The sequence below is a fragment of the Vibrio sp. 05-20-BW147 genome (assembly GCF_013369385.1).
GTDB classification, from domain to species: Bacteria; Pseudomonadota; Gammaproteobacteria; order Enterobacterales; family Vibrionaceae; genus Vibrio; species Vibrio floridensis.
On record NZ_SZTO01000014.1, the window covers coordinates 55,040 to 68,720 of the forward strand.

Annotated in this window: 10 protein-coding genes; 4 read left to right on the top strand and 6 right to left on the bottom strand. The window is 42.5% G+C overall.

Going from position 1 to position 13,681, the window contains the following annotated elements:
• The first annotated feature begins 43 nt into the window (after window positions 1-43).
• Entirely contained in the window at window positions 44-1,159 is a 1,116-nt protein-coding gene (locus FC652_RS13830) for a conjugal transfer protein TraF (RefSeq protein WP_176299051.1), read from the top strand.
• 43 nt (window positions 1,160-1,202) lie between these two features.
• Entirely contained in the window at window positions 1,203-1,358 is a 156-nt protein-coding gene (locus FC652_RS13835) for a YoaH family protein (RefSeq protein ID WP_176299052.1), read from the top strand.
• 949 nt (window positions 1,359-2,307) lie between these two features.
• Here the strand turns inward: FC652_RS13835 and yciH are convergent.
• The 4 genes from yciH to FC652_RS13855 form a co-directional block, all read right to left on the bottom strand.
• Window positions 2,308-2,619 carry a stress response translation initiation inhibitor YciH gene (gene yciH / locus FC652_RS13840; RefSeq protein ID WP_176299053.1) on the bottom strand — a complete coding sequence of 104 codons (312 nt, stop codon included), beginning with the start codon at window positions 2,617-2,619 and terminating at the stop codon, window positions 2,308-2,310.
• Window positions 2,620-2,621: 2 nt separating this feature from the next.
• Window positions 2,622-2,996: a DUF3319 domain-containing protein gene (locus tag FC652_RS13845; RefSeq protein WP_176299054.1), complete on the bottom strand. Its 375-nt coding sequence runs from the start codon at window positions 2,994-2,996 to the stop codon at window positions 2,622-2,624.
• A gap of 245 nt (window positions 2,997-3,241) precedes the next feature.
• Entirely contained in the window at window positions 3,242-4,240 is a 999-nt protein-coding gene (locus FC652_RS13850; protein ID WP_176299055.1) for a D-alanine--D-alanine ligase, read from the bottom strand.
• 167 nt (window positions 4,241-4,407) lie between these two features.
• Window positions 4,408-4,980 carry an SPOR domain-containing protein gene (locus tag FC652_RS13855; RefSeq protein ID WP_176299056.1) on the bottom strand — a complete coding sequence of 191 codons (573 nt, stop codon included), beginning with the start codon at window positions 4,978-4,980 and terminating at the stop codon, window positions 4,408-4,410.
• A 223-nt stretch (window positions 4,981-5,203) separates the two neighbouring features.
• Between FC652_RS13855 and FC652_RS13860 the strand changes: the two genes are divergently transcribed.
• The gene (locus tag FC652_RS13860; RefSeq protein WP_176299057.1) at window positions 5,204-7,882 is read left to right on the top strand and encodes a bifunctional acetate--CoA ligase family protein/GNAT family N-acetyltransferase; all 2,679 of its coding nucleotides are present in this window, start codon (window positions 5,204-5,206) and stop codon (window positions 7,880-7,882) included.
• A 106-nt stretch (window positions 7,883-7,988) separates the two neighbouring features.
• Here the strand turns inward: FC652_RS13860 and FC652_RS13865 are convergent, their stop codons facing one another.
• On the bottom strand, window positions 7,989-8,876 hold the full coding sequence (locus FC652_RS13865; protein WP_176299058.1) for a LysR family transcriptional regulator: 888 nt from the start codon (window positions 8,874-8,876) through the stop codon (window positions 7,989-7,991).
• A gap of 230 nt (window positions 8,877-9,106) precedes the next feature.
• Between FC652_RS13865 and FC652_RS13870 the strand changes: the two genes are divergently transcribed.
• Window positions 9,107-11,272: a TonB-dependent hemoglobin/transferrin/lactoferrin family receptor gene (locus FC652_RS13870; RefSeq protein ID WP_176299059.1), complete on the top strand. Its 2,166-nt coding sequence runs from the start codon at window positions 9,107-9,109 to the stop codon at window positions 11,270-11,272.
• Between the two features lie 282 nt (window positions 11,273-11,554).
• On the opposite strand, the gene FC652_RS13875 is transcribed toward FC652_RS13870, so the two are convergent.
• Window positions 11,555-13,552 carry a sensor domain-containing diguanylate cyclase gene (locus tag FC652_RS13875; protein ID WP_176299060.1) on the bottom strand — a complete coding sequence of 666 codons (1,998 nt, stop codon included), beginning with the start codon at window positions 13,550-13,552 and terminating at the stop codon, window positions 11,555-11,557.
• Between the last annotated feature and the right edge of the window lie 129 nt (window positions 13,553-13,681).

Here is a 13,681-nt window from a genome sequence, read left to right on the forward strand (position 1 = left end):
CCTGCCGATATTACAAGAAAAGGAATCTAAGGGTTGTCTTAGGATGAAAATACAGAATCGTATTGTTACCGTAGCCGTGTTGTGCTGTGGTACTGCAAATGCAGCAAATTACACCGTTGAAGCTCGAAGTGATGCGATGGGGGGAGTGGGTACCGTTGCGGGCAACTACCTGACAGCGCCATTCTTCAATCCAGCGCTATCCGCTGTCTATAGACGGAATGATGATGCTGGTATGCTTATTCCCAGTTTTGGCATAACCTACAACGACCCTGATCAGCTCATTGATCAAATCGAAGCTTTGGGAGCGCTAACTGATCCCGTAGAGATCGCCAATGCACTAAACAATATCAATAACGATCAGTTGGATCTTGAGTTGGGCGGCGCTGTCGCATTTGGTATACCCAATCGATTTCTTTCAGCGACAATCTATGGAAAGCTTTATACCGAATCATTTGTCACACCAAAGGTTGCGCCTGGACCAGATCCAGATAAAAGTTATGTTCAAGCTGTATCTGTTTCGGTTACTGAAGTCGGTATATCACTCGCTAAGTACCAGACCTTCCTATATCAGCACATGGCTTTTGGCGTCACACCCAAGTTACAAAGGGTCTACACGCACTCTTTTGCATCGTCATTTTCCAATTTCGACTTAACTGGGGTGCGCGAAAACGAGACTGGAGAAACTATCTTTAATATAGATGCTGGTGCGCTATGGTTCTATGGGCCATTTCGAGTTGGTTTTGCTGCTAAAAACTTGATTGGTCGTGACATTGAGACTAAGTCGTATCAGTTTGATGGAACCGTGCCGTCTACAGCGATCCCTTCTTATGATTATAGTATGAGGCCACTTTACACTGTTGGTGCAGGGATTGTTGCGGATTACTTTACGATCAGTGTTGATTACGATTTAAATGAAGAAAAAAAATTCTCTTCATTTGATGACAATAGTCAAATGTTAAGGGCAGGCTTTGAGATAGATGTTTTAAGACAGTTACAACTGCGCGGTGGCTATATGAAGAACTTAGCCCGAGATGTCGAAGACACCATTACAGCGGGTATTGGCTTATCTCCACTAAACTTATTTGAAATCGACATATCAGCACGCTACACCAATGAAAACGCAATGGGTGCTTCAATCAATTTTCTTGCTACCTACTAAGCATCTCGTTATAGTCGGCTCCTTACAAAGGAGCCGATTTTTTATGTTTGACGATCTTCCACCTCTATCACATCAAGAGCAGCAAAAAGCCGTTGAAGAAATACAAAACTTAATGGCGCAAGGGATGAGTACCGCCCAAGCAATTAAAATCGTTGCGGACAAGATTAGGGCAGAGCATAAGGCTCAGAACCAACAGTAAGCGTTAGCTTTACCCCAGCAAAACGTCCATTAAGCAGAGCAAATAAGCTCTGCTTTTTTGTGCCTCAACAATCTTGGTAAAACTTTACCATATTAGTTTTACCAAGATTTGTTGGTGAGCTGAAATTCGATTGATAAATTATGCCTTATCTACATAATTCCAACAAATACAACTAGTTGTGTTGGTTTTTAATGCTGCATTGCAACGCTGTCACTTCTTGCTTGTAATTTAATTACACTTTGCTTTGTTGGCAAAAACTTCTTGTAGTGGAGTGTGCTGAAAAATTTACGTTGTGACACTGTAAGTGCTCACTTATACCGCAGGCTTTTAGAAACAAGTTGTGTGTATACTTACAAACCCAATTGGTGGTGTTGATAGCTAAGTTTTAATGAATTTGGTATGTCAGCTTTATGAGTAAGATTTGATCGCTTTTGATCGAGTGGGCGTGTTTGCAGGGAGCAACTTAGCAAATCAATCGTTGCTAAAAAGCGTAACGGCATACCGTTTAGGCAGGTGCTACCCAAGCGTTCAGTCGATCAGGTAAACGACGCAGTCAGGATGACGCGTAGTTGAAGCAACAGTCACTGAACTTGTCGTGGATCGCGATTAGAATCTAGCTGGGCAAGTAGAGATTAGTTGCTAGGAGCTAAAGATGCATTTTAAAGTGGCTAAAACAAGACACTACTAAGTTTCTTAATCGCAGTGCGCATTATGTACGTTATGTTAAATAAAGAGCAACGCTAAGCTCATGAAATTTCGATACTCGCCCCTTTGCTTTTATTTTCGGTGTTAAGTATGCAATTAAACATAAGTGCTATTTACCATAAAATACCTAATATAGAACCTTATAATCAAAGATTTAAGGTTCTATATTGTATTGATAAAATGATCGTCGTACTTGACCACTCTAAACGAGATCAAAAAAGGAGCTTTAAAAGCTCCTTTGACGTTAACCACCGGCTAGTTTCACTCTCATGCCTTTCTTTTCAAGATAGGCTTTGATTTTCTCTCGGACATCGCCTTGTATCTCGATGTTGCCATCTTTAACGCTACCACCACAACCACAGATCTTCTTTAACTCAGCTGCGAGAAGTTTTAGAGGGGCATCGTCTAGGTCTAGGCCTGTTACGACAGAAACTCCCTTACCTTTTCTACCTTTGGTTTCACGTTGTATCCGAACGATACCATCACCTTTCGGTCGCTCTGATTGTTGCTCTTCTGGCTTAATGCGACCAGATTCTGTTGAATATACCAATGTCATTGTTATTTCTTCTGTTGCTCAGCTTTTTGCTTAGCGATTAGATACGCTTCGATATGGCGCTGAATAGCCGCTTTTGAACCTTTAATGAGTTTGCCATTAAAGAAGCAATACCAAGCATTAGGCTCGCCAGTATCGTTCTTAATGGCAAAACCATTAAAGTTTTCTGATTGTGGGTTTCCTATAGCTTCTTGCTTTCTATCTAAAGAAGAAAATTCTCTAGGATCGATGATAGATGCCGTGTCACACCACCAGTCGATACTTTTTTTAACGGCACTTAGGCTGCCGTGAAGCACACGATTCTTAATCTTAACCTGCCAAATATTAGTGTCATTGGCAGCAGATTGTAAGTTGAAACCACGGTAATGAGATATAGCCATGTAACTGAATCATCTAGTAGTTAAGTCTTACTATAATCATAATAGTAATCAGACGCTTAGCAAGTATAAAATTTCCTTAATAGCGTGCTTTGGTGCAACGAAATGGAAAAAAACCTTATTCTCCATGAAGATACTCTAAGGGTTTTGTACTGACCTTGTCTTATTTTGGTCAGTTTTCTGGGCGAAAAAGTACAAAAAGCAGCGCGGTATATCTGGTATACCTCGCTGTTTTTAGGTGCTTTAATTTATTGGATAGCGCGTTTAATACAATCGGCTAAGAACTCGTGAAACTTGTGCCCGTTGTGTTGTAGCATTTTCGGAAACATTGAAATTTTTGTCATACCGGGGAAAGTGTTTACCTCGTTTAGATAAATATCACCTTCTTTCGTTAAGAAGAAATCGATTCGAGACAAATGACGAAGGTTCATTTGGCGAAACACTTTTTCACTGTATTCTCTAATGGAGTTCTGTTGAGCTTGAGTGAGGTTTTTGGCTTCAACTTCGGTAATTGAGTGGCTGCCTGCACTGTATTTTTCATCATAAGAATAGAATGCCCCGTCTGGGGCAATGATTTCGCCTGGCTTTGAAATATGCAGCTCACCGTTCATTTCATAGGCAGACACTTCCAGCTCTCTAGGTCTTACTGCTTTCTCTACCAACACTTGGTGTGAATATCCAAATGCATCATCAATAGCTTTATCAAGCTGCGATTTACAAGTGACACTGTAACACCCTACTGATGACCCCTGCCTTGCTGCTTTTACAAAAACCTTTCCCCAATTATCAAACGCTTGGGAACATCGTTCATGTGCCTGTTGGTCGTTGTTCGTTAAGAATAGATAAGGAGTATTAGGGATACCTATCGCGTCATACCAAAGCTTTGATGTAATTTTGTTGAAGCTATTGCTACTCGCTTCTGGGCCACAGCCAAGATAAGGAATACCCGCAAGCTCAAACATCGACTGAATATCCCCTGTTTCACCGGGAAATCCGTGGATGCAAGGCACGATAAAGTCGACCTGTATTGAAAGATCAGATTCATCACTCTTAATGCACTTGGTGTGTATGTCGAGATATACGGCTTGGTTGTTTGTATCAAACCAACCGCTTTGCTCAATGACAACTTTATGTACGGTAACATTTTCAATAAGTCTGAGTTGCTGTTCTAAGAACTCTGACGACAGCAGTGAAATTTCGTGTTCCGAGGAACCGCCACCGCAAAGAAGTAATACATTTTTCATCATTAGAATATATTTCCGTGATTAAGAGACACGACTTTCTCAATGATAACCATATCGTCTCTCTCGTACAGTCATTTGTGGGTAAAAAGTGTTTTTCACTCGTTGGATGCTTAATTGTTGCGCAAAAAACAGAAGGAGCACAAGGCTCCTTCAAACATTGAATTTAGCGATTAGTTTAGCTTGTTGAGAGTTGGGTACTCTGAATTCTTAATCGCATCGATGCTTTTAACAAATGGCTGTAGCTCTTTGAACTCTTGCGGTAACGCAGAGATGGCTTTTTTCGCTTCAGTGCTGGTAGCAAAATCGCCATACAAAACGGTGAACCACTTAGTTCCGTTGACCACTTTGTAGTTTTCCCAAACTGGCTGTCCATCTTTAGGTAGCCTGGAAGCAAAGTAATCTACTTTGGCCTGTGTACCGACAGCAACAACTTGCACCGTGTAACCAAACCTCTGTAATTGTTCTTGTTGTTTCTTCGATGGCGGCACTATCTTAACCGATTTGGTATCAGATTGAGGGCTGAGCTTAACCACTTTCTTTTCTTCGACTTGTGGTTCCATTTTAACAACAGGTGTCGAAATCGTGGTCTCTTGAACGGTTTCTTCTTTGGCCATTAACGGTTCTGGAATCGGGTCTATCTTGAACTCTTCACGATGACTTTCCGTTGTGACATTTGCGACATAATTATCTGACGCACAAGCCGAGAGCAAAACAGAGAGAGTGATAATTGCAACTTTCTTCATGGGATTTGACCATTTCTTAAAATTTATATCGAATCATGCCGATAGCTATGCCTAGAATCAAGCTTAGATATCAATAAAGTGCCTTGAACATGTGACTTAATACACAATCTATCGACAGCGCGCTCTTTTAACAAGCATAGCGCTAATTATAGACATTTCACCGATTAAGTTTTTGTTTATGATGTAATCATTAGTTGGAGCTGTATGCGTCGGGAGAAGATTGGTGAATAAGTTACAGAAACTCTTTAAACCGGCTTCCATAGCCGTGGTTGGTGCGTCACAGCGTCACTTGAGTGCGGGCAATATCGTCATGAGGAACTTACTTCAAGGTGGCTTTGAAGGTGCGATTATGCCCGTGACACCTAAGTATAAATCTGTCTCAGGTGTACTAGCCTATCCTTCCTTGGATAAGTTGCCTTTGGTCCCTGATATTGCAATTGTTTGTACAAGATCCGAACGCAACGTGGAAATATTCGAGCAACTTGCGATTCTCGGCACAGAGTTCGTCATTGTACTTGCCTCTGATACTGACTATTTACACGGTGAAGCCGAAAATGTGGCAGATGCATGCGTTTCCATCGCACGTGCTAATGGCATGAGAATACTTGGGCCGAATAGTTTAGGGTTGATCCTTCCTTGGCATAAATTTAATGCCTCTTTTTCTCCTGTCAATGCCAAGCCTGGAAAGATAGCGTTTATATCTCAGTCAGCAGCAGTCTGTACGACAGTTCTTGACTGGGCAAATGACAAAGAAATTGGCTTTTCGGCGTTTGTCTCTGTTGGTAATGGTTTAGATATCGACTTCGATGAGCTGTTGGATTATCTCTGTACCGACAGCAAAACCGATGCCATTTTGCTCTATGTCGATTCGATTTCAGATGCACGACGATTTATGTCAGCTGCGCGTGCAGCGTCACGAAACCGCCGTATTCTTGTCTTAAAAGGTGGGCGTTCGATCTCTGGCCGTAAGGCGCTTAAAAAAGTGGGATTTGAGACACTCGATATTGTTTATGATTCGGCTATCAGACGTTCTGGAATGCTGCGTGTACACAATACTCATGAACTGTTTGCCGCTGTAGAAACTTTAACCCACTCTGTACCCCTTAGAGGTGAACGGCTTGCCATTGTCACTAATGGTGCCGGCCCTGCCCTGATGGCAGTCGATACGCTATTCGATAGAGGTGGCCAGTTGGCAAACTTGTCTTTGGAAACCATCGATGCGTTATCGTCTCAGCTTCCTGAAAGTTGGTCACGTGACAACCCAATAGACATCGTTGGCGACGCAGATAAAGAGCGCTATGTTAAAACCATCAACACGTTGCTTGATAGCGATTGTGCAGACGCGATATTGATTATGCATAGTCCCTCTGCTGTGTCTGATTCCGTTGAAACAGCACAGGCGATCGTTGATGCGATCAAGGCGCACCCTCGCCACAAACGTTTTAATATTTTGACCAACTGGTCTGGCGAACAAACAGCGAAACCCGCTCGAATGATCCTCACCAAGGCAGGCATTCCGACCTACCGTACTCCAGAAAGCGCTGTGGTTGCCTTCATGCACCTTGTTGAGTACCGACGAAACCAGAAGCAATTGATGGAAACTCCGACCACCGCCGAACCTCTTCATGTCTCTGATGTTAACACAGCGCGCGAATGGGTCGCTCAACAACTTAAGAACTCACAGCAAGTTCATTTAGATACTCATCAACTAGGCAACTTGCTGAAGTTATTCAATTTTGATGTGCTTCCGACTTGGATTGCCAGTGACACTGTCGAAGCTGTTCATATTGCAGAGCAAATTGGTTACCCTGTAGCGGTCAAACTTCGTTCACCCGATATTGCTCACAAGTCTGATGTGCAAGGTGTGATGCTTAACTTGCGCAATAGCCAAGAAGTCTCTTCGGCTGCTAATGCGATTCTCGATCGCACCAAATTGGCCTATCCAAGCGCACATATCCACGGCCTGCTTGTTCAGGGAATGGCAAAACTTGCTGGTGGTGAGGAGATCCGAATCAAGGTCATCACTGATAAAGTGTTTGGCCCAGTGATTTTGTTAGGCCAAGGCGGGTCGGAATGGAGCGAAGCCCGCGACGCTTCTGCGGCATTACCCCCACTCAACATGACGTTGGCTCGCTATCTCATTGTTCGAGCCATTAAAGAAGGACACATTCGGCTACAAAAATTACCCGAACCTATGGATGTGTTAGGACTGGCTAAGTTCTTGGTAAAAATATCTCAAATGGTCGTTGAACTGCCACAAATTAAAGAGCTGGATATCCATCCAGTATTGGCAAATGGTGAGCACTTTACCATTTTAGACGCGGATCTCACGCTAGAGGATTACAAAGGAAATGGTCAAGAACGGTTAGCTATCCGCCCTTTCCCAGCTGAGTTTGTCGAAACAATGCAACTTAAGGATGGCGAACACATACTGCTTCGCCCAATCTTGCCAGAAGATGAGCCAGCTCACGCTGAGTTCATTAACAACGTCTCCAAAGAGGATCTCTACAAACGCTTTTTTAGTGATGTGGGCGAGTTTAACCATGAGGCTTTAGCCAATCTGACACAGATTGACTACGACAGAGAAATGGCCTTTGTTGCCGTCTCCTTCTCTACGGGCGAAGCCAAAATTATTGGGGTTGCTCGTGCGCTGATTAATCCTGAGAACACGGAAGCTGAATTTGCGATCCTGATTCGTTCTGATCTCAAAGGCAAAGGGCTTGGGAAAGTATTAATGAACAAGATTATTGATTATTGCCGCAAAAAAGGAACTCAGCGGATGACGGGAATGACCATGCCAACCAACCGTGGAATGCTCACGTTGGCTCAAAAACTTGGATTCTCATTGGACGTGCAGTTTGAAGATGGTGTCGCGGATATGGTTTTACTATTAAATCCATAAATCGTTGATTAAATGGGAAGGAATGATTGGGCTGGTGATGAACCAGCCCAAATGTCAAAGTTAGATATAAGCGTAATTGGAGTGATTATCAAAGGTTAAATGGACTTTATTTGAGTTTCCAGTTCTTCTTAATGTACTGAATGCACCAAGATTTTGCTTCGCCCATTTGATTTCGTTTCCATGCGAGGATCACTTCCAAAGGTTGCGGTATAACGCCTTCGATAGCCTTTAACTGACCTTTTTCAATTAGTGTTTGTGCAACGTCCGTTGGTAACGTGCCGATACCAAGCCCAGCAGCTAATGCATCCACCTTGGCTTGTAAATTGGTGACCGTTAGTCTTGGCTGCCTTTGTACAATGTTTACTGTTATTGCGGGTTGCTCACGCGCAGTGTCCGCAATGGCGATGATTCGGTACTTTTCCCTTGCCAAGTCGTCAAACTCGCCCACACGCTTATGCACATAGTGACTTGGTGCAGCAACCCACGTCATACTCATTTTGCCAATCGTTTCTGCTTTAACATCGTGTGGCAACACTTCCATTCTTGGACAAATAAGCAGATCGGCTCTTCCTGTCTGCAGAGATTCCCAGCAACCTGCTAAAATTTCTTCTTGAAGCCTTACTCTGGTTTTACTGACGTTACTGAGAGCATCAACCAGAGGGAAAAAATGGTGAATACCAATGATCCCATCATAGGCAATCGCAATATCGAGTTCCCAACCATTGGCGAGCAATGTCGCATCGTTTACTAATTTTTCTGTGGCCGTCAGAATTGCCCGACCACGGTCGAGAATCAGCCTGCCTGCATCGGTAAAACTGGCCTTATGTCCCGAGCGATCGAAAATCATAATATCAAGATCTTGTTCAAGTTTTTGGATCTGATAACTCAAAGATGAAGGCGCACGATCAAGTTCATTAGCGGCGGCCGCGAAGCTCCCTCTTCTATCAATCGCATCAAGTATATGAAGTGCTTCTAACGTAATGGGGCTTTGCACATTTAATCCTTTTAGTGATCTTTGTCACATATGTGAATTTTGTAAAACCAGTAGATACTTCGTTCTAACTCAAAATATCTCGTTGAATAATATTGCCTTTTCGTGGAAAAGAAAATCCATCTAACCAAAGTGTTAGTTTAAAATAAAGATGCAAATGATAGTAATTATCACTCGCATAAAATAGAATTGCCGCGATGATTAGCCTGCTAAGGATTTAAAAGGTAGTAAAAATGTACAACAGAACGTTTCTTTCAGCCTCAATATTATTCGCTCTTTCTACTCCGCTTCAAGCGCAAGAAGTGGGTTTGTTCGATGAAGTCGTTGTTTCTGCAACAAGGACAGAACAGAGCAAGCAAGATGTTTCTTCTTCTATCGAGACGGTTTCATCTGACGACATCGACGCTCAGTTAGCCAAAAACCTACACGATGCGCTTATTTACACTCCCGGCGTGAATGTAACGACATCGAGTCGATTTGGCATTTCAGGGTTCAATATTCGTGGGATGGAAGGTAGCCGAGTAAAAGTCGTTGTGGACGGAGTATCACAAGTGACTCCTTTCAACCCAGGCGCAAACGTTCAAGCTATTTATCCAAATACTGTTGAATTAGATACGCTTACTTCAATTGAAATCAATAAAGGTGCATCTTCTACCCTATACGGTTCTGATGCGCTCGGTGGAACCGTTGTACTCCGTACCAAGCAGCCTGCTGATGTATTAGATGAAGGTGATGGCACGCATTTCGGTATTAAATCCAGCTATTTCTCAGCCGATACACAATTTAAGAACACCCTTACGTGGGCAATGAGAAAAGGCATATTCGAAACGATAGTCATTGGCACATACGCAGATGGTAACGAGCAGAAAACGTACTCAGATGATGCTGACATCGATGGCCCAATGCGTGGAACAGCAAACCCGGCTGATAAAAAGTTATCAAATATTCTGGCGAAAGCGTTTGTTGATATTGGAGATCACAATCGCGTGGGCGTTGTGTATGAACAATATAAACATGAATACAACGAAGATAATCGATATGGCAACTACACGATGAGTTATGGCCCCATGCCCGTTGCTACGTATTCAAATTCACACAACAATGATGAGGCAACTCGCCGTCGTGTTGGCTTAACATATGACTTTCATGGCAATGCCGTCGTGTTTGACTCATTGAATGCCGCACTTAACTACCAAGAGAGCGAATCAATTAACGGTAACTTCTCCCACGTAACAGATCATTCAGGAATGGTACGTTACAACGGAGACAGAACACGTGAGCGCTCGGCAAAAGAAGAAACACTGCAGTTTGATACGCAATTTGACAAACTTTTAGTGCTCGATGGTTCGACACATGAAATTACGTACGGTTTGAACTACCAACATACCGACTTTTCAATAGACAATGTCGATTATCTTCATGACAACAACACATCTAAACCGGCTAAAACGACGGTTCCCAACGCAAAAACGGTAAAAAAAGGCGTTTTCTTCCAAGACAATGCATTTTTGTTGGAAGAGTCTCTTATTGTTAATGCTGGCGTACGATACGACTCGTTTGAAACAACACCAGAGTATTCCGCTACAGCAACGACAAAGCGTGACAAAAACAGCAGTGACGCCCTTACAGGTAAGCTCGGTGCCGTTTATCACTACAACGGCAACATCAGTAACTTTGCGCAAGTTAGTCAAGGATTTAAAGCTCCAACCGTTGAACAACTCTATTATGAGTACAATACAGGAGCGGATTTTGTCCCAAATCCAGATTTGAAAGCGGAGCGTAGTACCTCTTATGAAATTGGCCTACGATCTAAAAATCGTTGGGCTCGTATTGAACTTGTTGGTTTTGTTAACCAGTACAAAGATTTTATTGATGAACAAGATCTAGAGCGCATCGACCCAAACAAAAAGCGTTTTACGATCGTAAACCGAGATCGTGTTGAAATTAAGGGGCTAGAGCTTAGTTCCGATATTTTACTGGATGACGCCATTAATGCTCCAAAAGGCCTGTACAGCAAGCTCTCCATTGCGTATGCCAAAGGAAAAGATAAAGAGACGGGGAATGCACTCGATTCCGTTGCACCGCTAACAGCGGTATTGGGCTTGGGCTACCACAATCAAGATCTGAAATTTGGTGGCCTTGCCAATCTTACTCTTGTGGATAAAAAAGATGATTGGTCTAAAGAAGAGGCATTTGATAGTGCAGGATATGGAGTTGTCGATATTTCGACATACTATACACCGATGAAAGACCTAACGCTAAGAGCAGGTATCAATAACCTTTTCGATAAAGAATACTGGTCATATCAAGATGTTAGAAACATTACCACCACGACCAACAAAGACTTCTTTTCGCAACCAGGTCGAAATTGGTCTGTTAGTGTTGACTACAAGTTCTAGCCCACAATAAAAACAAAAGCCAGCAACTGCTGGCTTTTTAAGTCTCATTCAAAATGTAAAAACAAAAAGAAAAGATGAATGATAACTTATTGTTTTGTCATTTCTTTTTTTACCATTACTGCAGAGGCAACGATAAAAGTAACGATCAAAGCAAGTTCCATGGGATCCTCGGTGTAAAACAAATTTTTTGTTACGAAATAAAGCCAAGTAAGTGTAACAGTTCATTAGCATTATGCTAGATATTTACGCAAAACTTGCGGTATTTCCGATTTGGATCAAAGTTTATTCCGAAGTAACCTCGTCTGATGAGTGCTCAATGTGCTCTGCTCCAATCAGTATCGCTCTCCCCTTACCCAACTTTTTCGCTTTGTACATTGCGGTGTCGGCGCTTTTTAAAATACGTTCAATATCTGTTTCAGATTGCCCAACTAACTTCACGCCAATACTGCATCCAACGCTCATTATCTGATTTTGATACTCGATAGGTTTCTTTATGCTCTCTAGGATGCGCTCACTGAGTACGGTGACCGAATGAATGTCTGCGCGTTTTATGAGCAAAACGAATTCATCTCCCGAGAGCCTAACAACCAAATCATCACTTCTCACCTCATTTAACAGCCTTTTTGATACCACCTTAAGCACTTCATCACCAGCATCATGGCCAAAAGTATCATTGACGTATTTGAATCCGTCTAAGTCCATGTAGAAAATAGAGAAGTCGTTGTTTGAGTAACTGCCGCGTTTTAATAGTTGCTCAAGTTCTGAGTTGAGTTTGGAACGGTTTGCCAAACCAGTAAGGGCATCGTGATGGGCAAGATACTCCAATCTCTCCATCTCTTTCGTTCCAGAGAGATCAGTGAAAATAATCACCATATCAAAAGCATCATTGTTTCCTACTTTCTTGGTCATTCGACTAATTTTCACGAAAAGTGGGATAAAATTGCCGTTACAGTGCTTCTCTAGAATCTCTCCTTGCCATTGCCCGTAATGTTCCACTGATTCATAAATCGTTGGCATGAGTTTGTGGGTTTCGTGCCAATCTATCGCTTTGAGGAGCGGCTGCCCAACGAGTTTCTCTTCCGTGTAACCGAGCATACGAGTTAGCGCCGCGTTCGTCATACTTATTGAGCCTAAGCTGTCAACCACCAGTAGGCCGTCTTGACTGTTCTCAAAGACATCTGCGGCGATTCGTTGTCTGTTGATGGCTTGTTGAATTTCCGTGATGTCCTCGATAGAAACTATGAGCAATGGATGGCTGTTTAACTTGGTTGTCGAAACCCTCAGAACTATTCTTTGTTGATCCTTCAACTGACTCTCGGCAACCAGATCGGAAAGGTTCTCACTGAAAGACAAAATTCTAGAGAGTGAATAGGGTTCTTTGAACTGCATGAGATCAACCAGATTGTTGTTTGCTATCTCTGATCGAGTACGTTGTAAAAGTGTGCTGGCGGCGATGTTATGACGCAGAATCTCCCCTTTGTTGTTAACGAGCAGTAAAGCATTTGGACTCCCCTCAATCACATCATTTGCTAAAGTTATTTCTTGTTCTAAATGACGAAGTGTATGAGATATCTGATTTTCTTTATAAGCTAACTGAGCACTCAAATGATCAAAGGCAGAGAGCAAGATCCCGAATTCATCGTTTGATTTTGCAGTGAGTTTGTTATTTTTAACCCTACCCTCGACCATTTCTTGTACGCTGATGTGAAGTTGATAGATACGATCTAGGACAATACGTTGAATCATCCAACCGATGAGTAAGCAGCAAGTCAACATGACAATGACGGCAAGTGCGCTGCTTTGGATAATTTGAACCTGTAACTTCTCGAGATTGTGTGAATGCAGGGCCACCGTTAGTACACCAAGCGTTTTTTCTTCCGAAGCAATATCTTGTTCTATGGTCATTGTTTGGAACAAAGCGAAGGGGCTGTATTCCAGTTGTTGACGCAGAGCTTTTAGGTAACCATTCTCATTGGCTTGGAAATGAAAGATCAACCTTTTGTCTGGACTTTCTAATTTGACCTGATAGACGAAGGGATTCACTGTGTAAATCGAGAGTAACTCATTGATCGATGCCATATCGTTGACTAGTATCGTGTCATCAAGCTGTGCAGAAGTGGACTGCACTAGAAGAGCAATTTGCTGAGACTGATGTTCAAACTCTAACTGTGTGCTTTTCCACATCTGAACCACTTGTGTAAAAGCAAATAGCAAAGTGCCAGAGAGCAGAGTTGGTAACAGTAACTTGTATTTAATGGATAAACCTTTGGAAGGAAACATCAAAGGCCTCCCTGTGTAGAAAGCCGCCTTAAACTTGGCTCAAAACAACAAAAAAGAGACCTAGACAACGGTAATGTACTGAACAAACGCGAATAAATTCTCATAGAGCGCTATCGACTGTTATTCTTT

Coding starts and splice junctions, on each gene's coding strand:
- FC652_RS13830 (WP_176299051.1), top strand. CDS start 44: ATGAAAATACAGAATCGTATTGTTACCGTAGCCGTGTTGTGCTGTGGT.
- FC652_RS13835 (WP_176299052.1), top strand. CDS start 1,203: ATGTTTGACGATCTTCCACCTCTATCACATCAAGAGCAGCAAAAAGCC.
- yciH (WP_176299053.1), bottom strand. CDS start 2,619: ATGACATTGGTATATTCAACAGAATCTGGTCGCATTAAGCCAGAAGAG.
- FC652_RS13845 (WP_176299054.1), bottom strand. CDS start 2,996: ATGGCTATATCTCATTACCGTGGTTTCAACTTACAATCTGCTGCCAAT.
- FC652_RS13850 (WP_176299055.1), bottom strand. CDS start 4,240: ATGATGAAAAATGTATTACTTCTTTGCGGTGGCGGTTCCTCGGAACAC.
- FC652_RS13855 (WP_176299056.1), bottom strand. CDS start 4,980: ATGAAGAAAGTTGCAATTATCACTCTCTCTGTTTTGCTCTCGGCTTGT.
- FC652_RS13870 (WP_176299059.1), top strand. CDS start 9,107: ATGTACAACAGAACGTTTCTTTCAGCCTCAATATTATTCGCTCTTTCT.
- FC652_RS13875 (WP_176299060.1), bottom strand. CDS start 13,552: ATGTTTCCTTCCAAAGGTTTATCCATTAAATACAAGTTACTGTTACCA.